A 20,921-nucleotide genomic window follows, 5' to 3' on the forward strand; every position below is an offset into this window, starting at 1 on the left:
ATCGGCGGCGCCGGCGTCCCCTTCGCGCTCGACTTCGGCGCGGTGATGAACGTCGGCGCGGCCTCGGGGGTCGACCAGCGGCTGCTCGCCGAGGTCCTGCCCATCGCCGAGGACGCGATCCTCGCCAACCTGATCGACGAGCCTGATGGGGAGGAGTGACGATGGCCGAGCGCTCCGTTTCCATCCGCCTGGGCACGACCGGCAAGGCTGACGTCACCCGCTCGTTCGACGACATCGCCGCATCTGGTGACGCATCGGCGCGGCGGCTCGCGGCCTCGTACGAGCGCGCCGGCGAGGAAGTCGAGGCGGCCATGCGCCGCCAGGCGAACGCCGCGGCGAAGATTGCCGCGATCACGCCGCAGACGTCGGTGCAGATGCGCATCAACGATGCGAACGGCACCGGCTTCGGCCAGTACGAGGGCACCGCGCGGCAGTCCGCCGCAGCGTTTCGCGAGCTATTCGCCGAGCAGGAGCGGCTGGAAAGCCGCACCCGCGCCCTCGTCGCTGCGATCGATCCCGCCTTCGCCGCTCAGCAGCGTTTCAATCGCGAGATTGGCGAGGCGCGGTCGCTCGTCAGCGCCGGTGCCATTTCGCTCGATCAGTACTGCGCCAAGCTGAAGGTCGAACAGGCCGAGCTGGATCGGGTGACGGGCGCGCAGGGTCGCGCGGCCAGTGCAAGCGGCGCCCACCGCGCGGCGATGCAGGGGCTGTCGTTTCAGGCGCAGGACGCGTTTACGCAGCTGAGCATGGGCGCCAACCCGCTGAGCGTGCTGGCGATCCAGGGCGGTCAGGCAGCCGGCCAGATGGTGCACTTGGAGGGCAAGCTCGGCGCCGTTGCTGGTTTTCTTACCGGCCCGTGGGGCCTCGCGATCACCGGCGGCCTGCTTCTGCTCGGCGCGTTGACGGATCACTTCCTCAAGTCGGGCGACGCTGCCGACCAGAAGAAAGTGGCGGTCAAGTCGCTCACCGAGTCCATCAACGATCTCAACGAGGCCACGAAGCGCCAGACGCGAAGCGAGCAGGACGCTCAGGCCGAAACGCTTCGCACCGCCGCCGCCCTCCGCCAGCAAGCGCTGGACGCCCGGGCGGCAACGATCGAGAAACTGCGGTCGGCGCGCGCCAGCCTCGCCGAGCAGGACGCGCGGATGGACGACACGGCGTCCGACGGCGGCATCAGCGTCAGCGGCGCAGTGGGTGCCACCATCGAGCGCCGGATCAAGACGCTCGACGCCCAGCTGAAGGCGCAGGAGCAGTCTCTTGCCAAGGCCCAAGTTACCTTCCGCCAAGCGGAAATCCCGGCGATGCAGCGGCGGGTGGCGGAGGCTTTCGACAAGACGGCGGCGGCAACAGGTCGTTACGAGCGAGCCGTCGACGACCTGAACAAGCGGTATGACAGCGGGCGGCTCAGCCCAGCTGCATACGACGCGGAACTGCGCAAGCTGACCGTCACCCGCAACCGCGACACCGAAGCCGCACGGCAAAGCAAGTCGGCATCGACGGCGCTCGCTGATGCTGACGCCAAGGGCATTGCCGCGACGACCGATCTTCAGCGCGCGCAAGCCAATCTCGCCAAGGTTCGCGCGACGGCTCGGGCCGAGCTGAAGGCGGGCTCGATCACCCAGGCCGAATATTCGGCTCGGGTCGGGGAGGCGGAGCGCGCGGTCAACGGCGCGCGCGACGCGGCGCGGGAGCACGGCAAGGCGACGCGAGACGCAGCGGCGGCACAGCGCGAATTGCAGAACGACTTGGAGGCGGTGACGCGCCGTTTCGACCCAGCCCGCGCGGCGGCGAACGACTATGCGGCGTCGCTCGACAAGATCAGCAAGCTGGTCGCCGCCGGCAAGCTGACCAAGGCGCAGGGCGACGATTACACCTTCCGCGGCATCATCGACGAGAACGATCGACGCGAGAAGGCGCAGGGCGAGAAGTTCCGCACGATGTTCGGCATCACTGGCGACCCGCTCGGCGATATGGTTCGCGACGGCGATCGTGGGCGCCGCGAGGACTGGAACAACGAGCAGCAGCGTCGACAGCAGATCCAGGAGAACGGCGTCCGCACGGTGGCCGACCTCTACAAGGATCTGATGACCGGCGGCGTGTCGTCGATCTGGTCGCGGTTCCAGCAGATGGGGCTGAACGTCATCACCGAGCTGCTGGCGAAGTGGACGGTCAGCAAGGTGTCGTCGTCGCTTCCCCAGTTGGCGAACCTGCTCAGCGGCGGCAAGGCGCCGGCAAAGAACGCCTCGGGCACCGAGCACTTCAGCGGCGGCGCCACCTGGATTGCCGAGAACGGTCCCGAGCTGGTCAGCCTGCCGATGGGCTCGAAGATCACGCCAGCGGCTGAGACGCGACGGCTGCTCGCCGGGAACGACAACGCCGAGCGCTCCGCGCCCGTCTTCAGCTTCGATCTGCGCGGAGCGGTCGTGACGCAGGATCTGCTCGCCCAGATGAACTCGCTCGCGAGCAGCAGCGCGGCGCGCGGCGCCGCCGGCGGCGCATCCATTGCGGAGGCCGAGCGGCGAGCGGCGGGCAAGCGCCGCCTAGGCCGCTTCTGATGAGCGTCGAGATCCCGTGGGCGCGCATCGCCAGCGCCGCGATACGCCAGCGGCTGTTCACCGGCACGCAGGAGGGTGCGCTTGGCGGACCTGACCTTGCCATTCCGCGCATGGGTGACCGGTTCGCGATCGACGTTGAGACGGCTCAGCTGCGGCAGGACGCTCAGGGGCGAGCGCTCATCGCGGCGCTGACCGTTGCCGCGGCACTGGATGCGCGTATGGTCGTCCACGAGCCAGATTTGCCCCGCCCGTCGTCGGCAGGTCCGACGGTGCGCGTGGCGGGCGGCGGCCAGGCTGGCTCAACCCTGCGCATTCGCGGCGCTCGGAAGGGCGCGGTGATCGTGACCCGAAAATACCTGACCATCGTTCACGGCGGGAAGGGATACCTGCACATGGTCACCGCCGACGTTCGCGTCGGTGCTGACGGCACCGCGGCCCTGCCCCTCTGGCCGATGCTGCGTTTCCTTACCGCCGACGATGAGGCCGTCGCGATTGACCGCCCCTTCATCGAGGGGCGGCTGCTCGGATTCGACGGCAAGGGCGCGAAGTGGGTGCGCAACCGCATCGACCCCTTCACCTTCTCGATCGAGGAGCGGGCGTGACCTTCCGGCTGACGCCGGCGATGAGCGCCGCCTTGCGGCAGGGGCTGTCGCCGATCGCGCCGCTCGTCGAGGTTGAGCTGCCCGGTTATACGGTGCGCCACCTCGTGGGCTCCGGCGAGATCGCGTGGGGCGAGAAGGTCTTCGTCGGCCTCGACCAGCGCTTCGGTGCGCTGGTCGCCGCGGGCAACCTCCAGGACGGCGTCGCCGATGAAGCGCCCGAGTGGCTGCTGACCTTCGCGCCGCCCAGCGACGTCACCGCGGCGACGCTGGCGAGTTCGACGGCGCAGGGTGGCCGGGTGTCGGGGTGGCTGGCCGTCGTCGATCGGGCGACGGGGCAGCTGCTGCCCGAGCCGCTTCAGGTCTTCGCCGGCGAGCTGGACTATGCCCGCCTCCGCGTCGGGGCCGGCAGCCGCGTCATCGAATGGCGGTGCGTGTCGGCGCTCGAGGTGTTTCACGACCAGGAGATTGGCGCTCGACTGTCCGATTCCTGGCACCAGATGGTCTGGCCTGGTGAGACGGGGCTCGCAAATATGAGCGGGATCGAGAAGACGAGTTATTGGGGCGTGGAGAAGCCGCCGTCGAATGTCGCGTCCGTCCCGTCGGGAACGCTGCGCGCCGCCTTCCTCGATCGGATCCAGGCTCAGCTATGATCGAGATGATCCGGCGCCAGCAGGCCGCTCAGGCCGCCGTCGACCGCTTCAAGGGCCAGCCTCTCGCCTTCGGACGGAATGATTGCGGGCGATTGGCGGCGATGGTGCTGCGCGCGATGGGGCACGCCTCGCCGTTGGCGCGCGCAGGGAGCTACAGCACAGCCCTTGGTGCATCTCGCGCTATTCAGCGGCTCGGTCACTCGTCGCTCGACCAGGTCCTTGATGGGATGGGCCTGTCGAGGATCACGCCCGCGGCAGCGCTCGTCGCCGATATCATCATGCTGCCCGGGGAGGGTCCTTTCGGCGGCGCGCTGACGGTCGCGGTGGGCAACGGACGTGTGCTGGGGTGGCACGAGGATAGCGATCGAGCGGAGATCCTGCAGCCCCTCGTCTACCTCGCGGCGTGGCGCTGTTAACTCCCCCGCGGGGCGCAGTCGGTAACCACCTTGGCGCCGAACCAACTCCTGATCCTTGTCGTCGCCGCCGTTTCGCGATGAAGGTCCACCCGGGCCGCGGCGTTGCCGACGGGGATCCCACTGGCTGGCCAGACTATGATGGCATCGTCGGGTAGATCGGGCTGACGGTAGACCTGAGGCGGCGATCCGAACCGTATCAGGCATCGCTCGACGTCTTCCAGCTTTCGGCTGGTCACGTAGTCTGCGACCGGCTTCCTGCTTTCGAATTTGTCGACTTGGCCTCCCGCAGCGGCGGTGAGCAGCAACAGCAGAATCACGACGTCTCTCCGATGTGGTCGAAAGGACGATGCCTCATGTCGAAGGCGTTGAAAACGGCTGCTCTGGTCGTGGGCGCCGCCGCGCTGATCGCGACTGGTGTTGGCGCTGCAGCAGGCGCAGGGCTTCTCGGAGCTGCTGCCGCGAGCGGGGGCGTCATCGCTGGTGTGGCGACTGCAGCGACCTTCACCACCATAGGCACCTTAGCCAGCCTTGGGGCTCTCGCCCTGACGGTCGCGGCGGGGGCAACTGCACCGAAGGGGACAGCTGCCGGCAACCCGACCAAGTTCACGATCGACAAAGATAGCGGGATCCCCATCGTTCTAGGCCGCACCCTCGCTGGCGGTCGGGTCGTCCATCGTCAGTATTACGGCACGAAGAACATGTTCGAGAGCTGGGTCACCGCGCTCAGCCTCGGCCCGGTGAAAAGTGTCGGTCCGCTCCTGATCGACAAGGCGCCGGTAACGTTCGCTGGCAGCGGGGCGACCGGCACCTATGCCGGATTCATGTGGCTCGACACCCAGCTGGGCGCGTGCCCGGAGCCGCGGGCGCTGGCGGGCCCGCAAGGCGCGTTCGCCGGTTGGACGTCCGCCTCCAAGCTGTCGGGGCTCGCAGCCGACCTGTGGACGCTGAAGTTCGACAAGGCGCAGAAGAACAACGTCTTCCCGAACGGCGTGCCGCAGCGCGCCCGTGTGGTGGAGGGGATGCTCGCTTACGACATGCGGCTCGACTCGTCGGTCCCGGGCGGGAGCGGTGCCTGCCGGCTCGGCGACGAGGCGACCTACGTCTATAGCGAGAACCCCGCCTGCCATGCGGTGACCTGGGCCTATGGCCGCTATCAGAACGGCGTGCTGATCGCCGGCGGCGGCCTGGACGTCGTCGGCATCGATCTCGCGCCCTTCACCGAATGGGCGAACGTCTGCGACGCCAACCAGTGGAAGGTCGGTGGCCAGGTCTTCACGACCGACGACAATAGCTGGGACGTGCTGAAGATGATCGCACAGGCCGGCGGCGGCGAGGTCATGCCGGTCAACGCGCTGCTCTCCTGCACCTTCAATGCCCCGCGCGTGTCGATCGGGACGATCACGACGGCCGACATCACCGGCGATATCGACGTGCCATCGTCGGCGCCGCGCCGCTCGCGTCGCAACACCATCATCGCCCGTGTCCGCCTCGAAACCCACGGCTGGGAGGTCCAGCCGCTCGATGCGGTGGCGGTGCCGGACTATGTCGCCGCGGACGGCGGGAGCCGGCCGACTGAAATTGAGCTGCCGCTGGTGCAGCAGGTCGACCAGGGCGCGCAGCTCGCGCTCTACCACCTGCTCAACATGCGCGAGCTCGACGGCATCACGCTGCCCTGCAAGGTCTATGCGCTCGGCTACCGCCCCGGCGACTGCCTGACGATCGAGATCCCCGAGGCCGCGCTCGTCGGGCGCAACGTCATCGTCCGCGGGCGCGAGATCGACGCGGCGACGATGGGAGTGACCCTGACCTGCCGCTCGGAGACGCCGGGCAAGCACGAGTTCGCCCTCGGCCAAACCGGCAAGGCACCGCCGACGCCCGACCTCAGCATCCCCGTCTACTATCCGCCCTATACCGAGGTCGAATACGCGGCCGAGGCGGGCACCGCCGACTATGCCGGGCAGGCCGGCTCGATCGACGGCTACGACCGCACGTTCCTCGAGCAGCTGCGCGCTGACGTCGACCAGCTGCAACAGCAGCCGTAACCGGAAGGCTTTCCCGCATGGATCAAGTCGCCCGCCTGCCCCTCGGGGGCCGGCGCTTCCAGCCGCTGTCGCGCACGATCATGCTGACGGCGCCGCACGATCTGAGCGCCGCGGCCTTCCGGTTGCAGGTACGCGAGACGCCGAACGCGCCCGGCGCGCCGCTGGTCGACCTTCGGACCGTTGGCGATCCCGAAGCGGAGGGCATCATCGTCCTGCGCAGCGAGGAGCGTGGCCGCAGCTTCCGCACGACGATCGCCATCCGCGTCGCCGAGGCGACGATGGCGGCGCTCCCCTATTTCGGCGAGCAGGGCGACGACGTCGTTCTCGCCTACGATCTTCAGGTGACGCCGGTCGGCGGCGACCGGTCGGTGTGGCTCGAAGGCGAGTTCTGGGCGCTGGCGGCGGTGAGCGGCGCCGACGGCGCGAGCGATCCCGGCGGACTGCCGGGGGTGCCGCAGCAGCGGCCGAACTTCGGCGGCAGCGCGCAGTTCCAGATCGGCACCAGCATCGTCGAGGTAACGGTGTCGGGCGCAGCGGGGCCGGCGGGCCGCGACGCCGCGACGCCCGATCGCGTCGACATCACCGCGACCCAGGGGCAGACGCGCTTCCCTGCTGAAGGCGACTTCTCCGATCCGAAGTACGCGTTCAGCTACACCGATGCGGCAGTTATCGAGCTGAACGGTGAAGAGCTGGGGTTGATCGATTTTACCGCTCCCGGCGGGGTCGCACCAATCGTGCTGACCTCGGGCGCTGACGCCGGCGACATCTTCACCGTGCACAGCTTCAAGCTGGTCGGCCCTGACCCCAGCACGGCGCTCGACCGCTTCATGTTCAGCATCGGCAAGAGCGCGCGTCAGAAGATGAGCGAACAGATCGCGCTCGACGATGCCTGGCAGCGCAATGACCCCGACCACAACAACGCGCTCGCCTCGCTGATGAGCGACGGGTACCGGCGGCTATTGCTGCCTGGCACGCGCTTCGGGGGGCTCGACAAGAGCGGCGACTATTATCTCGACTGCGGTGCCTGGACGAACCCGGAGGTCGCTACCGGCGGCCCCAACGACTTCGATCTGCTCAACTCGTCGCCGGGCAACGTGCGAAGCGGCACGTTCCTGGAAGGCGATGGTCCGCGCAGCACCCGGATCTACAACCGGGGCAAGGGCTATATCCTGATGGGCAACAGCCGGTCGGGTGATCCGAACGACAACCTCGCCGATATCGGCGCGCGCCGGGTGGGCTTTTACGGCTCCGTGGAGACGAACGGGTTCGTCGAGAACAATCATCTCTGCGCCTTTGCCGGCGTCACCGGCCTGACATTCGAGCTATGCGGCTTCTTCGGCTGGCAGGGCGACGCACTCTATGTATCGCACGGCTTCAAGCCCACCGATGTTGCCCAGAATTTCGACCTTCGGGTCATGTCATCGCTATTCGACGGCATTCTGAAGCAGAACCGCAACGCGATCTCGGCGGAAAGCATCGCTCGTATGTGGGTCGCATATTCGACCTTCATGCGCATGACGCTGCCCGGAATGCCGGGGCCGATCGACATCGAGCCTCTGCGCAACACTGGCGCAGACCAGGCGAACACGATCAAGCTACTGTTCAACGCCTTCCGCGACTTCACCGGCGCTGCGATGACCGGGAACCTCGGGCCGCCCGACCACTATGCCGGCCGCCTCGATATTCTGATGCAGGGCAACACGATCGAGGAGGGCGTGCTCGGCTTTGACGTCAACGGCGGCGTCACCCCGGCGACGATCGCGGGCCAGGCGAACGACCACAACATCCAGATCCTTCACAATCACCTGCGTAAGGTCAGCAAGCCCATGCGACTGCGCGGAGCGTGTGGGGTCGAATATCGCGGCAACCAGCATGAGGAAGTCGACGCCATCCTGCTCGGCAATCTCGAAGGCTATGCAAGCCGGCGCGTGACGATCGACGAAAACCGCTGGCTCCGCGGCGGCCTGGAGACGGGCGCGACGCTGCTCCACGACGACACCACCATCGACTGCTCGTTCAGCCGCAACGAGCTGGTGGACTGCGGCCTGCGATCGGTCGGCGCCAGCGTCGCCATCATCGGCCGCAAGGGCGACGTCGAACTGCGCGTCAACGACAACCGCGTCAGCGATCCTAACAAGCGGCTCGCCGCCTTCGCGGCGATGGGGAATGAGGTCGGCGTCATCTCGCCAAAGAGCGAGAAGACGGGCAACCAGTTCCCCGACGGGGCGCCGCCCAGCGCCGGTAACTTCAACCCGCCACCGCCGGTGCGCGGCGTGCTGGCGAAGTATGTCTCCGACCAGCAGGAGGTCATCCAGCCGGGTCAGGCCGTCCCTCACGACGTGCCCTGCCCCGGCGCGACGATCGGCATGACGTTCCGGGCCTATTTCCCGGCTCGGCAGCCATCGGCGACTGACCTCTACATCACCAGCGGCGTCTGCCGCGCCGCGAACGTGGTGCGCTTCGCCATCGAGAACGTCGGCACGGTCGCCATGACGATCGCGACCGGCACCACCCTGCTCGGCGTGGAGGAAGCATGACGAACCTGCCTCAGGTCGGCGACTTCTGGGCGCCCGACGAACATACCGCGCCGCGCGTGGTCCTCACCGTCCTCGCCTGGGATGGCGGCTGGCGCGTGCTGTTCGAGGATGGCGGTGACGCCGTCGACCTCCCTGACGACAGCGATACCGGGCCAACCCCGGCCGAGCAGCTGGCGGAGGCGCAGGCGCTGGCGCTGGCGCGCATCGAACAGCGCAGCGCGGTGGTGGCGTCGGCTGGGGCGGATACGCCCAGCGGGCGCGTCAAGACCGACGCCGGTTCTCGCGAGCTGATTATCGCGGCGCACGTCCTGGCGCTGACGTCGATCAATTTCGGTGCCACCAACTTCCAGCAGCCCTTCACCTTCGTCGAGGCCGATGGCGAGCGGGTGGAGGTGCTCGACGCCGCAGGTACGCTGGGGGTGGGGATCGCAGTAGCCGCCCGCATCAACACGGTTCGGCAGCGTGCGGAGGCGCTCGCAGCCGCGGTAAAGGCCGCGACGAGCGCCGCGGCGGTTGAGGCGATCGACATCACCGGCGGGTGGCCGGCATGATGAAGCGCCTCGCCGCCTGGATCATGCAGATCCTCGTCTCGATCGACCAGCTGGCGCAGGTGCTGATCGTCGGACCCTTCTTCTTCCTCGGCCTGGCCGACACCTGCCCGTCAGCGGATGAGACGATCTCCAGCTACGTCGGCCGCGGGCTGCAGCGTGGGGCACCGTGGGCCACGCCGGTCGCCTGGGCGATCGACGGGCTGTTCGAGCTGCTGGGCGCCGCGCCCGGCCACTGCCTGCGCAACGTCGAGACGGCCTGCATTGGCCGGGCTCCCACCGCCTGACCCCGGAGACACTGATGGCCGACAGTCCCGCGCGCCAGATGGCTCGCCAGAAGCGCCCCCTTGCCGAATGGCTTGCTGCCGGCGGAACATTCGACGGCTACACCGACGAGCAGGTCCGCGACGTGGTCGGGGCGCTGCTCCGCGCCGAGGATGGCCTCGGCCTCGCGATCAACGACGCCAGCGACACGATCACCATCGGCGTCGACGATGCCGCTGCGATGCGCGTCGCCCTATCGTTGGGCGCGGCGGCGCTGCTCGGCACGGCGACCGCCGCGGAGTTCCGCAGCGCTGCTGCCAAGGCGCTGACCGGCGCGGCGGTATGGGACGCTGCGGTACCGGTGGTGCTGACCGACCAGTCGACGATCGCCATCGACCTCGGCGCGATGCTCAACGGCGTCGTCACGCTGGGGGGCAACCGGACGCTCGGCAATCCGTCGCGTGCGAAGCCTGGGCAATCGGGGTTCATCGAGATCGTCCAGGATGGCACCGGCGGGCGCCAGCTCGCGTTCGGCAGCGCCTGGCGAAACACATCGACGGTCACGCTCTCGACGGCAGCGGGCGCGCGTGACAGCCTCTACTTCGTGGTCAAGGCGGCCGACCGGATCGAGGTGACCGGCCTGACGAAGGCGATCGGCTGATGCTGCCCGGAATGGCGCTGGCAGGCGCGGGCGCAGCGGTGCCGATCGTGCTGCGCGCGCTGGACCGAAGCGTGACGCTGCCCGCCGCAACAGGCGGCAACGTCGCCCTGCTGAGCCGCACCGCGGGTTCAACGCTGTCGGCTCCCGGCGGGCTCGGTGCGCAGGGTACGAGCAGCACAAGCTACCAGGTCGACGACACGACTGCGGTTCTCAGGGTCATGAACCCGAGCGGCAGCGGCAAGCAGCCCGGATATATCGAAAGCTTTGCCGTCCGCGAGGTGCTCGCCGGCGCGGTCAACAGCCCGCGCGACAGCGTCATCACCGTCACCTACACCTGAGGAGCACAGCCGTGGCGGATATCACCCGCAAGCAGGGCGACACCCTGCTCGCCTATTTCGTCGTGCGCGACGAGAAGACCGGCCTGGCCGTCAATGTCGTCGCCCTCGGCGTCGTCGTCACCAGCGAGGCGCGGCTTGGGCGCGACATCGTCCAGCCGATCACGGTCGAGGCGGTGACGCGTAACGACGAGCCGGCCTTCAAGCTCTCAGCCGACACGATCGACTGGCAGGTCGGCGACTGGCGCTGGGACATCCAACTGAAGCGCGGCCGCGAGCGCATCTCCACCGACACGATGACCATCGAGATCCTGGAGGATGTGACCGAATGAGCACGAAGCTGACCATTCGGCCGACCTGGGTCTTCGAGATCGAGGTGCTGCCCACGCTTGAGATCGGCGGCGCCATCGCCACGCTGGACAACACGCCGGACGACAGCAGCCTCGACGTCTCACAGGTGATCGGGATGACGCTGCTGGTCGGTTCTTTCCAGAACAATCTGACCGCCCTCGGCGACGACCTCGCTGATCTCGAACCCCGCATTGCAGATTTGGAGGCGCACTGATGCCGAGCGTGAACGAAACGATCCTGTCGCTGAAGGGCCAGGTCGCAACGCTGACTGCCCAGAAGGTGGCGCTTGCCGTTCGCGTGACCGCCCTGGAGGCTGGCACCGGCACCGGCCCCACGCCGGACGTGCCGATGACCATCACCGGGACGCTGACTTGCTCCACGGCGGCCGGCGCGGGGTTCGAGGTCGGCCGGTTCCTCGGCGCCAATCAGAAGCCGACCGGGAGCCCGAACGACGGCCGGTTCGTCGTCGGCGACCTCGTCGGTAGCGGGTCGAACAGCTATTACCCGCTGGTGCGCGGCACGACGGCGGTCAGCGCAGGCGCGATCGACTATACCTTCACCGATGGCACCGACACGATCAGTGTCGAGGTCACGCTGGCGACGCCGGATATCGTCGGCGGGATCACGAGCCCGAACGCTTACGCGCAGCCCGGCAACACGCGGAAGTTCTACAAGGTTGAGGCGAACAAGCCGATCGCCTCGATCGCGGCCGGGTCGGGCGCCAACGCCTCGAACGTCTATATTCCGAATAGCGCCATCCCGAACTTCTCGGTCGCGGACGCTGCGCTGACCGACGGTTCGGTCCAGGCGACGCGGAGCCTGCCGCTGGTGGTGACCTTCGCCGACGGCTCGACCGCGACGCAGACCGTGACCGTCACGCTGCAGACGATCGAGGCGGCGCAGGTCCAGAGCCAGAACGTCTCGAAGTCGTTCAGCGGCGCGTCCGGCACCCCGCTCACCACCCTGCCGGGCTGGGGCGTCTTCGGTCAGAACGCCCTCAACCAGTACACGCTCGATGGCAACAATCACGCTGTCTTCACCGGCTCCTACCAGGACCTGAAGTTCACCGCCTTCGACAGCGGGTTCAGCGCGCCGACCGCCGAGGGCACCTTCTCTGTCATTCCGCGCGAGACGACTGGCGGCTCTGGCATTCCCATCGTGCCCATCATTGGCTCGAAAGACGCCAACAACTTCATCGCGATCCTTGTCGGCATGAATCCCTATGACAGGACGTTCGACAACAGCGCAAACCCGAACATTTCGTTCGAGATGGTCAAGGTCGTCAACGGACAGGCCACCTACTACATCAAGCCGACGTCGGGTCCGGTGAACCAAGACGGCAACGGTCTGTGGCGCGGCCCGTCGCGCATCCAGACCCGCGACGCCGAGCACACCTTCACGTTCCGCATTTCTGCTGACGGCACGACGCTGACGATCATCCCCGGCTGGTCGCCGGCCGACGTCACCACCTTCGCGCTTGACCCGACGATCCTGGGCCAGCTGTGGGGTCTGGGCCATGGTGGCTTCGGCCAGAACGACATCGACGCGCTCGCCAAGGTCACGAACGTCTCGGCCAAAAAGCTGCTCGGCTCGCTGAACTTCGTCAGCACCACGCGCGACGCCAACGATGGCCCGACGTTCGTCAGCAAGCTGACCAGCACCGGCATCGTGCCGACGAAGCTGCAGCACCGCACCCGCCAGACCGGCAGCGGCAACCCCTACGGGCCATGGATAGTCGGCGAGACGGTGGTCAGCGGCAGCGATATTACCTACACCGCGACTGCCGCTGAGACGCAGATTGACGTCCAGTACGCGAAGTACAACGACACGCCTGAGGTCGCGAGCACCAGCGGCATCGTTATCAACAACCCTGGGGCGACGCCGGTCCGCTGGGGCTGGAACGACCAGACCACGACCTATTACCGATACGCTATGATGTCCGCAGATGCGGGCAAATACGCGGCGGTGGGCGACGGCACCAACGGCAATTTCTCGTTCACGGTCCCGCAACTCGTCGGCCGCTGGGTCTATACCCTGCCAGTCGGCTCCAACATCACGCCGGTCAACGGCAGCGGAGCAACGATCGTGTCGGGCAACGGCTCTGGCACGGTCGTGGTCGACCACGCTGACGTCGGCGACGCCTATCGTGCCTTCACCTGGAGCGGCGTCTGCCCGGCCAATCCGGTCATCAAGAAGCAGGGCGTCACGGCTGCGATCAACCCCGAGTTCGTCGCTGTCTACGACTCTGATGGAATGCGGACGCTCAACCTGCAGAGCGGTAACCAGGAAACCGTGACCAGCGTTCGCGACCACATGCAGGCTCGCGGCCAGCCCAATCAGATCTACGGCGATCAGGGCAAGACCGGCTACTATTTCCCTGACGGCGAGTCGACGCAGGACATCGCGCTGGCCTGCAACGCGATCAGGGCGGTGCGCCCGACATTCAGCAAGTTGCAGTTCGTCATCCCGGTCGACCTGACCGACGCCGGCATGCAGGAAGCTGGCATTACGCTGCGCGACACGCTCGATCCCAGCATCCAGATTGTCCCGGAGTTCGGCAACGAGAACCGCAAGTTCGCGATGTACGACGGCGTGGGAATGCGCGGCAACCAGAACCTGGCAATCCGCGGCTTTGCCGCAGGCTTCTACGGGAACGGTGCGCAGCCAGCCTTGACGGTGGGGCTGATCCCCCATCCGCAAGACCCCCGCAAACCAGCCTACACCGGGCAAAACGAAACCAACACTCTCTCGCCCGCAGCGGCGGCCGGCAGCCTATGGTTGATCCTTGTTGGCGGGATGGGATGTGTGGTGCTGCGCGCCAAGACCAATCGACCGGCGGGATCGAGCGTCAATCCCGATAACGTCAACTGGGAAGTAGCCTTTACCGAGGGCGATTGCGCACTGGTGGCCGAGCGCATGCACTGTCACCGGAACAACCAGCTGCTCGACATCTGGCAGACCGTCTTCGGCAGCAGCTTCGCGGCGCGTGTCGAGCCCTGCGCGATGACGTTCGCCTCGGACGGTGTCAGCGGATTCGACATTATGCGCGCATGGCGGCCGACCCTCTGGACCCGGCTCGTTCACCTGGGCTGCGGAGGCTACCTGTTCGACAGCATGAAGCCGGATGGCTCGAACGTCGACTATTCCGCGACTGACTTCACCACGGCAAAAATCGACGCGAACTTCCGCGCCTCACTGCCCAGCCTAGCCACACGCTTGCGCAACTTCACCCGCGCGGTGCTGGCGGCGGGCAAGCGCCCAATGCTCTACGAGGCGGCGGCGCAGCACGGCGCGTTCTACAGCGTCGATCGCAACCCAGCCAATCCCGGCAACGGTAAGCAGTACGCTGACACGCTGCTCGCCTACACGCAGACGGCGCTGGCGAAGCAGCTCGAAACCGACTGGGTTAAGATGATCCGTCAGAACTGCGCTGGGTGGGTCTTCTACTTCCAAGGCATCGGCGAGATTGTCTGGTCGCTCCGCGTGGGGGTCCGGGATACCAACGGACTGCGCTATCAGGGTTACGTCGCCGGTCGCGACGCGGTGCTCTGATGCACCGCGCCGCTTAGCCTCAGGCGTAGGCTATCTTGGTCGAGCGACGGCGGTAGCGCGCCGTCGCCGCAATCATGCCAAAGCCGACGAGCATCATCGCCCAAGTGGCGGGCTCGGGCACGTCAGGAACCGCGATAAGGCCGACGCGCAGATTTTCGCCCGTGATACGGTCGACCGACACCCTGGCTACGTTGCCGGAATAGTTGATGCTGGTGGTGAGCCCAGCGCTTCCCGCGCTGAAGCTCGAACTACCACTGGAGCAGGTGCTGTCGGCGACGAAGCTCTGAGCCGGCAAGCCGTTTGAGAAATCGCCACAGATCGAGACGCGCGCGCCGAACTGCACATTGGCCGCGAACTGTTCGCTCGATTGTCCAGACGTGAAAAGCAGCTGGGTCGAGGATGCCGTGACGCTGACCTGATTGGTCTGGCGATCGTAAAAACCGCTGCTCGTCGAGAGTGAGCCCGCGGCACTTGCGGGCAGCAGGAATTGGAAGACGGTGTCGCGCGTCGTAGAGAAGTTGGTCCGGTCCCCTGAGGGGAATCCACGATCTACATTCACCGTCCCGGTGCCGTAGACCGTGTAGAGAAGATATTCAGCAGCGTTGGCTTGCGCCGACGCGAGCAAAGAGGCGCCGACAAGCAGCGCCGTAACGGCGGTTTTCATAATTTAACCCCTGTTTCAGCGAATCGTTGTTCGCCTGCGCGCAAAGCTCAACGGGCGGCCGAGGTTAGTCAACGCGTTAATAACCAACGAATTACCGCCGATTTGGATGATCCCGGATCGGGACACCTGCGGCGTGCGGGTCGCGTCTCTCCCCGCCCTTCAGGAGCACAGCATGAGCAACAACAGCTTCGCGGTCCAGGCGGTCGCGAATGGACCGATGACGGTCGCCCCGCCCAGCTTCGACGGCCACGGTTGGCTCGTCGCCATCAATCTCGCCTGGATGACGACGGCGGCGATCCTCGCCCTGATGCTAGTCGGCAAGCTGGTGAAGGACATGATCCGACACAAGGAGCGCGACGGGTGGCCGGCTCCAGCCTTTATCTTCCGCCTGATTGGCGTGGTCGGGGCAACCGGGATCGCGATGCGATGCGGCGTCGAAGCCATGTCACTATGGGGATGGGATCCGCTGGAGCCGGTCACGACGGCCTGGTTCCTGATAGCGAAGCGGCTGACCGACCCGCTGGCGATCAGCTTCGGGCTCGTCTTTCTGACCCTCTACACGCTTTCCGAACCCGCGATGATTGAGCAGCTCCGCAAAGAGCCGTTCCCGTTGCGAATGTGGCCGCGACTTCGCCTGCTGAAGCGCCCGGCCGCGATCGCATTCCTGGCGCTCGTCGCCTCCGTTGGCGTGGTGTCCACGCGATGATGATCAGAGGGGCAATCACCATGGGGGCATTCCTACCGGTCGCCGCGGCTGCGATCGTGCGTGACAAGGGGGCGACCGTAGCATCTTCGGTGCCGGTCGTTTGGCACGCGCTCGGCTATCCGTTTGAAGCGGGCAGCATGATCGCCGCGCTGTGCGCCTGCGCAGCCGTCCGCTTCTACGTCGTCCAGACCGCGCGCGAGCAGCATCGCTGGACGATCGACATGCCGGTGACGATCCTCGCCATGATGTTCACAGCCGGTGCAGTGCTGACCCGGCGTCCTGAGCCGCTCGAGGCGCTGATGACGGGCACCGGGATCGGTGCGCTCGGCGCCGGCATCATCACGATCGCGCTCAGCTGGGTGCGGCGGAACACGCCGAGCTTTGACGACAAGCCGGTCGAATAAGGCGCCCCGCCACCGCCCGCAGTGACACGCAAACCGGGCGGGGCGCCGAGCGCGCCGCCCAGTCCGACGCGCGCTCTTGAAGCGTCTATCACAGGAGAACGACATGGCGAAGGAACCAGCGTGGCTGATCGCCGCGCGGGCGAAGCTCGGCACGCGCGAGGCGGCCGGCGCGCTCAACAACCCGACGATCCTCGGTTGGGCGAAACGGCTCGGCGCGAAGGTGCTCGGCATCGCCTACAATGCCGACAGCGTGCCTTGGTGCGGCCTGTTCGCGGCGACCTGCATGACGGACGCCGGGATCACGCCGCCGCCGATCGCGCTGCGCGCCAAGTCGTGGGCGGATTGGCAGGCGCCGATCCGCCCAGAGCGGCTCGCTCCCGGCGCGGTGCTGGTGTTCCAGCGCGAGGGCGGCGGGCACGTCGGCTTCTATCTGGGCGAGACGCAGACCCATTACGAGGTGCTGGGCGGCAACCAGGGCGATTGCGTGTCGATAGTCCGCATCGCGAAAAGCCGCTGCATCGCGCGGCGCTGGCCGCGCGGGACGCCGGTGATCGGCGGGCCAGTGTGGATCGCCGGCGGCCCGGCTCGACCGACCTCCAACAACGAAGCCTGAAGGAGACGACCCATGAAGCGACTGCTGTCCCTCGCCCTCGCGGCGAGCCTATGCGCGTGCACGGCGCTGACAGTGCCGACCGCCCCGCCCTCACCCGCCGCGGTGGCCGACGCGACGAGGATCAACGAGAAGGCGCTCGCCGGCGTCGAGCTCGCCTACAAGGCGGCGGCGAAAGCCGAGACGCTTGCGCTCGACGCGGGGCTGGTCAGCGCGGCGATGAAGCCGACTCTGCGCCTGGCCGACCAGCAGGCTTACGCAGCGGTGCGCGCCGCACGTGCCGCATACAAGGCTGGCAACGTCGACAGCTACTCCGCCGCGATTGCGCAGGCGCTGACCGCGATCGGCGCCCTCGGCAACATGACCCCCACGTAAGGAGAATGGACGATGGACCTCGAGAAGATCCTCAAGCTGATCGGCACCGCGCAGGCTGCCTTTGCCGCCGCGGTCGACATCGCGGCGGAAGCCGGCGCGGTGCTGAGCGAGGCTGACCAAGGCAAGCTACGCCAGCGTCTGGCGTCGCTGGCGGCCGAGAACGACGCCTCGCACGCTGCGCTTCAGGCGCGGCTTGCCTGACCCATAGGGCCGGCTGCGTTCGCGCGGTCGGCCCTACTCAGACGCTGACGTGAACCGGCCGCTCGCCGAACCCGACAACCTCACGCATTTCGATCAGATACTTGCCGCCTGCCACCGCCGCTGCATGTTCCAGCTGCTCGACGGTCGACGCGTGCGTCAGGTCGAGCAGGCGATCGATCTGGCGGGGATTGAGCGACATGCCCCGTGCGAGGTCCGCCTTGCGCCATCCGCGCGCGCGCATCCGCTGATAGATGCCGACCTTCAGCGCGGCGAGCAGGCTGAGGCTAACAACCGGGCGCCCGTTCGCATCTGACGGCGCGGGAATGTCGCGGCGATCGGTGATGTAGGCGTTAAGCGCGGTTTCCAGCGCGTCCTGCGCCTGAAGCAGTGCGTCGTCGGCATCATCGCCGAACGACGACGCTTCGGGGACGTCGGGGAAGGTTACCATCACGGTGTCGTTGTCGTCGGGGGTTAGTTCAACCGGGTACTGCATTTTGCCCTCCTTGGCATTCATGGCGGGGATCATTCGATCCCCAAGTCTTTCTTGATTTTCCGCATCAGCCCGGTGCCGAGTTGCTTGGCCCCGCCGTGCTGCGGGAGGACCGATATGCGGCCCTCGCGACGGCAGATCAGGTGGCCGCCCTTGCCCGACTCGAAGGTGGTGCCCTGCTTGGCGAGGTAGCGGCGGAACTGATCGCTGTTCATGCAGCCGTTATAGACACGAACGTCTATGCCGGCAATTGAAAAGAGACATATCTGTCTATTTTCTTCGCGCGCCGTATAGGCCGCGGGTGATGCCGGCGGCCACCGGCAGAGCCGACGAGGGGTAGAGACCCCCGTCACGACCGGGCGGCAACGCCGGTCATCCCGCCCCGCTTGCGCGGGACGGCATCGATGGAACCGAGACAGTGGAGAATTTGCTAAGCGTCGGGCTCCCGGCGTTGGATTTCGCGCGCCCGCGTGGCGCGGCGGGTGAGGGTATCGGCTATCTATTCGCCCATAGCGAGGGCGACGCGATCGGCTTCGGTGACGAGGCGTTCGCCGTCGCGCTGCTCGATCGCCAGATCGCAAACGGCATCATCATAGCCAATCACTATAGCCGGCGCGTCTATCGCGCATCGACGCTTCACCTGGGCGTCTGGATTGATCGGCGGCTGGTGGGCGTGCTGCAATACGGCTTCGCTATGAACCCCGCCTCAGCCGGGAGCGTCGTCACCGGCACCGCCATGAACGAATATCTCGAACTCAACCGCATGTGGCTCGACGACGCCGCACCACGCAACAGCGAGAGCAAGGCGCTGGCCTATTCGATCCGGCTGATCCGCCGCGTGCGGCCGGCCGTGAAATGGATACAGTCGTTCGCTGACGAGCGCTGCGGGCTGTTCGGCACCGTCTACCAAGCGGCGGGCTTTACCTTCCACGGCGAGCATCAGGGCCGATTCTGGGAACTCGATGGCGAGTGGTATCATGACAGCCTAATGTCCAACAGCCGGACGGCGTCGAGCCCCCGCGCGTCGCACCTACGTTCCAACCGCAATCGCGCGGTGGCACACCGGCTTCGTCAGTTCCGATACCTGCGGTTCCTCAAGCCGAGGTTCGCTCGCGGCTGTCGCTATCCGGCGCTGCCCTTTCCCAAGCCGGCCTATGAACAGCCGCCAGCCTAGCGACGCGGGTGCGCAAACCATTTCCCTTCGAGCGCTGCCTCAAAGGTCCAGTTCGGATCATAAGCAGGTTCTTGGTGGTGAGAGGACGGCCCCGGTCGCCGCCCTATTGGTCGCCGGGTCGTTGTGACAGTAACGCTGGGGACGTGCCTGATGCTGCCATCGGGGAACTCGACTGGCACGGTCATGGCGCTTCTCCTTATCGTCTGCGACCATATCGGAGCAGTTGCAGTCAAAGAAAAGCAGTGGCAGCAGCTGCTTATGCGGCCCGTCCATCGGACGAGCGCGGTACCCCCGCGTGCGAGGACGGTGCGACCCCGTCGGGCCGCTCCATCATTTCGGTTAGATCCAGGCCGGCACGATTGATGGCTTCGCAGCCTCGGCGACCTTCTTCTGCCACGGCGCTACGCTGATGTCGTTCCCGCCGAACCGGCGAGCCTTCTCACGCCATTGCTCGCGGTCGGCAACAGGCAGCTGGTCCCACGTGGGGCCGCCGCTCACCCATCCGCGATAGATCGCGCTGGCGAACTCGTCCTCCAGCGGGTGCTTCATGTCGGGCACTTTCGTGAACATCGAGATCGATCGCCAGTCCATCGCGTCACGAGAACAGATCATGACCGATTCGGCTAGGCGTCTCTTCCCCGTGTCGGAAACACCGGGCCGCGCATGGTCATCGCCGCAGCTGGATAGGGCCGTTGCAGCGCCCTCACCTCGTCAAGACCGCCACGCAGCCAGGTCGTCCAGTCCCCCTCATGCACAATCGTGATCATCGCCTTCGGGTGGATCGGCTCGACCAGCTCGTTCGCGTCGCAAGTGACCATCGCGAAGCCATCGCCGGCGGCGGTCCGCTGCCAGAAGCCGGCGACGGCGAACACCGGCTGGTCCATGACGCTGAACCACATCTCACCTTTCAGCGGCTTCTTGCCGTCCCCCAGGTCGTGCCGCTCCGGCGTGAACTCGGCGAACTCGGTCAGCGGCACGAGGCAGCGATTCTCCGGACGCTCCGCCAACCGCGCCCATTGCGGAAGCGCCAGGTTGCGGACGTTCGTCATGAACCACTTGGCCTGCCCGCCAAGGACGTCCCAGTTCATCACGTCGACGCCGCGCTCGCCCGCTTCCTCGCGGATGACATAGGCGCGCTTGTTGGGCCGCAGCTCCTGCGGGTTGAAGGTGTTGTCACGCGGTCGATCGGTGAGCCAGCCGCCACCGAAGCGCTCGTGGAGCGTCTCCGGCTCGCCGGCGAAGCGGGCGCGATTGCACATCGTCAGCCGAGCCAGTGAACGAGGGCGAGCACGCCGGAGGCCAGCCCCGCTGTCGCCAGGACGGCGCACGCCGCGACCTCGAGCCACACCGCATCTTCGCTCACGGCTGACCCGGTTCCCACGGATCTCTCGCGCCGAGCTGGCGCTCGTTCACCTGAAAGCGCTTCGCCAGCCACAGACGGTCGGCGGGGTCGAGGAACTTGGGCGATCCGCGCGTCGCCCACTGCTGGAGGTACGAGACGTTCCGCCCCATCTCGATCGACAGCGCGGCCAAGCTGGTGCCGTGCTCGCGCGCGAGGTCGACCAGCCGAGAGCGGCCCTTGTCCTCGTCGGTCACGCACGCTGCTCGGCCGCCGCGGCGATCGCCCGCAGATCGTCGGCCGTCAGCTCGCTCTCCTCGTCGACCAAGTCGCCTTCGTTAAACGTCGCCAGGAAGCGGCGAAGGTGGTCAAGGGCGGTAGCGAGATCGTCGTTCATTTCAGCAGCCTAGCTCCGGATCGCGCTTCATCAAGGGGTATGCCACCA

Annotated in this window: 28 protein-coding genes; 20 read left to right on the forward strand and 8 right to left on the reverse strand. The window is 66.9% G+C overall.

Annotation, left to right across the window (positions count from 1 at the left end):
• The 5 genes from GGQ80_RS18820 to GGQ80_RS10365 are packed head-to-tail and all read left to right on the forward strand — an operon-like array spanning nt 1 to nt 4,223.
• Nucleotides 1-159, forward strand: a complete 159-nt coding sequence (locus tag GGQ80_RS18820; RefSeq protein WP_425506045.1) for a DUF7697 family protein — start codon at nt 1-3, stop codon at nt 157-159.
• 2 nt (nt 160-161) lie between these two features.
• Nucleotides 162-2,555, forward strand: coding sequence for a hypothetical protein (locus GGQ80_RS10350; protein WP_183984452.1), 2,394 nt, complete (start codon nt 162-164; stop codon nt 2,553-2,555).
• Nucleotides 2,555-3,157 carry a hypothetical protein gene (locus GGQ80_RS10355; protein ID WP_183984454.1) on the forward strand — a complete coding sequence of 201 codons (603 nt, stop codon included), beginning with the start codon at nt 2,555-2,557 and terminating at the stop codon, nt 3,155-3,157. The genes GGQ80_RS10350 and GGQ80_RS10355 overlap by 1 nt, the downstream gene beginning before the upstream one ends.
• The gene (locus GGQ80_RS10360) at nt 3,154-3,807 is read left to right on the forward strand and encodes a hypothetical protein (protein WP_183984456.1); all 654 of its coding nucleotides are present in this window, start codon (nt 3,154-3,156) and stop codon (nt 3,805-3,807) included. Before GGQ80_RS10355 ends, GGQ80_RS10360 begins: the two co-directional genes overlap by 4 nt.
• Complete coding sequence (locus GGQ80_RS10365; protein WP_183984458.1) at nt 3,804-4,223, forward strand: DUF6950 family protein; 420 nt, start codon at nt 3,804-3,806, stop codon at nt 4,221-4,223. The genes GGQ80_RS10360 and GGQ80_RS10365 overlap by 4 nt, the downstream gene beginning before the upstream one ends.
• Here GGQ80_RS10365 and GGQ80_RS10370 read toward each other — a convergent pair.
• Complete coding sequence (locus tag GGQ80_RS10370; RefSeq protein ID WP_183984460.1) at nt 4,220-4,540, reverse strand: hypothetical protein; 321 nt, start codon at nt 4,538-4,540, stop codon at nt 4,220-4,222. The genes GGQ80_RS10365 and GGQ80_RS10370 overlap by 4 nt on opposite strands.
• A 36-nt stretch (nt 4,541-4,576) precedes the next feature.
• Here GGQ80_RS10370 and GGQ80_RS10375 point away from each other — a divergent pair, with 36 nt between their 5' ends.
• The 9 genes from GGQ80_RS10375 to GGQ80_RS10415 are packed head-to-tail and all read left to right on the forward strand — an operon-like array spanning nt 4,577 to nt 14,513.
• Nucleotides 4,577-6,265 (forward strand): phage tail protein, encoded by a 1,689-nt coding sequence (locus tag GGQ80_RS10375; protein WP_183984462.1) that lies wholly within the window; start codon nt 4,577-4,579, stop codon nt 6,263-6,265.
• Between the two features lie 17 nt (nt 6,266-6,282).
• Entirely contained in the window at nt 6,283-8,802 is a 2,520-nt protein-coding gene (locus GGQ80_RS10380) for a hypothetical protein (protein ID WP_183984464.1), read from the forward strand.
• Entirely contained in the window at nt 8,799-9,353 is a 555-nt protein-coding gene (locus tag GGQ80_RS10385; RefSeq protein ID WP_183984466.1) for a DUF4376 domain-containing protein, read from the forward strand. The genes GGQ80_RS10380 and GGQ80_RS10385 overlap by 4 nt, the downstream gene beginning before the upstream one ends.
• Nucleotides 9,353-9,637 carry a hypothetical protein gene (locus tag GGQ80_RS10390; RefSeq protein ID WP_183984694.1) on the forward strand — a complete coding sequence of 95 codons (285 nt, stop codon included), beginning with the start codon at nt 9,353-9,355 and terminating at the stop codon, nt 9,635-9,637. The genes GGQ80_RS10385 and GGQ80_RS10390 overlap by 1 nt, the downstream gene beginning before the upstream one ends.
• A 14-nt stretch (nt 9,638-9,651) precedes the next feature.
• Nucleotides 9,652-10,275: a hypothetical protein gene (locus tag GGQ80_RS10395; RefSeq protein ID WP_183984468.1), complete on the forward strand. Its 624-nt coding sequence runs from the start codon at nt 9,652-9,654 to the stop codon at nt 10,273-10,275.
• On the forward strand, nt 10,275-10,613 hold the full coding sequence (locus tag GGQ80_RS10400; RefSeq protein WP_183984470.1) for a hypothetical protein: 339 nt from the start codon (nt 10,275-10,277) through the stop codon (nt 10,611-10,613). Before GGQ80_RS10395 ends, GGQ80_RS10400 begins: the two co-directional genes overlap by 1 nt.
• An 11-nt stretch (nt 10,614-10,624) precedes the next feature.
• Complete coding sequence (locus GGQ80_RS10405; protein ID WP_183984472.1) at nt 10,625-10,942, forward strand: hypothetical protein; 318 nt, start codon at nt 10,625-10,627, stop codon at nt 10,940-10,942.
• A complete protein-coding gene (locus tag GGQ80_RS10410) occupies nt 10,939-11,175 on the forward strand; it encodes a hypothetical protein (RefSeq protein ID WP_183984474.1) in 237 nt (78 codons plus the stop codon). Before GGQ80_RS10405 ends, GGQ80_RS10410 begins: the two co-directional genes overlap by 4 nt.
• Entirely contained in the window at nt 11,175-14,513 is a 3,339-nt protein-coding gene (locus GGQ80_RS10415; protein WP_183984476.1) for a hypothetical protein, read from the forward strand. Before GGQ80_RS10410 ends, GGQ80_RS10415 begins: the two co-directional genes overlap by 1 nt.
• A 19-nt stretch (nt 14,514-14,532) precedes the next feature.
• On the opposite strand, the gene GGQ80_RS10420 is transcribed toward GGQ80_RS10415, so the two are convergent.
• Nucleotides 14,533-15,177 (reverse strand): PEPxxWA-CTERM sorting domain-containing protein, encoded by a 645-nt coding sequence (locus GGQ80_RS10420; protein WP_183984478.1) that lies wholly within the window; start codon nt 15,175-15,177, stop codon nt 14,533-14,535.
• A gap of 172 nt (nt 15,178-15,349) precedes the next feature.
• Between GGQ80_RS10420 and GGQ80_RS10425 the strand changes: the two genes are divergently transcribed.
• From GGQ80_RS10425 to GGQ80_RS10445, 5 genes are all read left to right on the forward strand, one after another.
• The gene (locus GGQ80_RS10425; RefSeq protein ID WP_183984480.1) at nt 15,350-15,883 is read left to right on the forward strand and encodes a hypothetical protein; all 534 of its coding nucleotides are present in this window, start codon (nt 15,350-15,352) and stop codon (nt 15,881-15,883) included.
• Nucleotides 15,884-15,903: 20 nt separating this feature from the next.
• Nucleotides 15,904-16,287 (forward strand): hypothetical protein, encoded by a 384-nt coding sequence (locus tag GGQ80_RS10430; RefSeq protein WP_183984482.1) that lies wholly within the window; start codon nt 15,904-15,906, stop codon nt 16,285-16,287.
• 103 nt (nt 16,288-16,390) lie between these two features.
• Nucleotides 16,391-16,900, forward strand: a complete 510-nt coding sequence (locus GGQ80_RS10435; protein WP_183984484.1) for a TIGR02594 family protein — start codon at nt 16,391-16,393, stop codon at nt 16,898-16,900.
• 12 nt (nt 16,901-16,912) lie between these two features.
• On the forward strand, nt 16,913-17,272 hold the full coding sequence (locus GGQ80_RS10440) for a hypothetical protein (protein ID WP_183984486.1): 360 nt from the start codon (nt 16,913-16,915) through the stop codon (nt 17,270-17,272).
• 12 nt (nt 17,273-17,284) lie between these two features.
• Nucleotides 17,285-17,473, forward strand: coding sequence for a hypothetical protein (locus GGQ80_RS10445; RefSeq protein ID WP_183984488.1), 189 nt, complete (start codon nt 17,285-17,287; stop codon nt 17,471-17,473).
• 37 nt (nt 17,474-17,510) lie between these two features.
• Here GGQ80_RS10445 and GGQ80_RS10450 read toward each other — a convergent pair whose 3' ends face one another.
• Together GGQ80_RS10450 and GGQ80_RS10455 are read right to left on the reverse strand one after the other, a co-directional pair.
• Complete coding sequence (locus GGQ80_RS10450; RefSeq protein ID WP_183984490.1) at nt 17,511-17,966, reverse strand: type II toxin-antitoxin system HicB family antitoxin; 456 nt, start codon at nt 17,964-17,966, stop codon at nt 17,511-17,513.
• Between the two features lie 29 nt (nt 17,967-17,995).
• Nucleotides 17,996-18,178 (reverse strand): type II toxin-antitoxin system HicA family toxin, encoded by a 183-nt coding sequence (locus GGQ80_RS10455; protein ID WP_183984492.1) that lies wholly within the window; start codon nt 18,176-18,178, stop codon nt 17,996-17,998.
• Nucleotides 18,179-18,381: 203 nt separating this feature from the next.
• On the opposite strand from GGQ80_RS10455, the gene GGQ80_RS10460 reads away from it, so the two are divergent.
• Nucleotides 18,382-19,137, forward strand: coding sequence for a Mom family adenine methylcarbamoylation protein (locus tag GGQ80_RS10460; RefSeq protein WP_183984494.1), 756 nt, complete (start codon nt 18,382-18,384; stop codon nt 19,135-19,137).
• Nucleotides 19,138-19,476: 339 nt separating this feature from the next.
• On the opposite strand, the gene GGQ80_RS10465 is transcribed toward GGQ80_RS10460, so the two are convergent.
• The 4 genes from GGQ80_RS10465 to GGQ80_RS10480 all read right to left on the reverse strand — a co-directional run bounded on the left by GGQ80_RS10465 (nt 19,477) and on the right by GGQ80_RS10480 (nt 20,873).
• Nucleotides 19,477-19,749, reverse strand: a complete 273-nt coding sequence (locus GGQ80_RS10465) for a hypothetical protein (protein WP_183984496.1) — start codon at nt 19,747-19,749, stop codon at nt 19,477-19,479.
• Nucleotides 19,750-19,760: 11 nt separating this feature from the next.
• The gene (locus GGQ80_RS10470) at nt 19,761-20,396 is read right to left on the reverse strand and encodes an SOS response-associated peptidase family protein (protein WP_183984498.1); all 636 of its coding nucleotides are present in this window, start codon (nt 20,394-20,396) and stop codon (nt 19,761-19,763) included.
• 100 nt (nt 20,397-20,496) lie between these two features.
• Entirely contained in the window at nt 20,497-20,733 is a 237-nt protein-coding gene (locus tag GGQ80_RS10475; RefSeq protein ID WP_183984500.1) for a hypothetical protein, read from the reverse strand.
• Nucleotides 20,730-20,873, reverse strand: a complete 144-nt coding sequence (locus GGQ80_RS10480; protein WP_183984502.1) for a hypothetical protein — start codon at nt 20,871-20,873, stop codon at nt 20,730-20,732. Before GGQ80_RS10480 ends, GGQ80_RS10475 begins: the two co-directional genes overlap by 4 nt.
• Between the last annotated feature and the right edge of the window lie 48 nt (nt 20,874-20,921).

It is taken from the genome of Sphingomonas jinjuensis (assembly GCF_014197105.1).
GTDB classification, from domain to species: domain Bacteria; phylum Pseudomonadota; class Alphaproteobacteria; order Sphingomonadales; family Sphingomonadaceae; genus Sphingomonas; species Sphingomonas jinjuensis.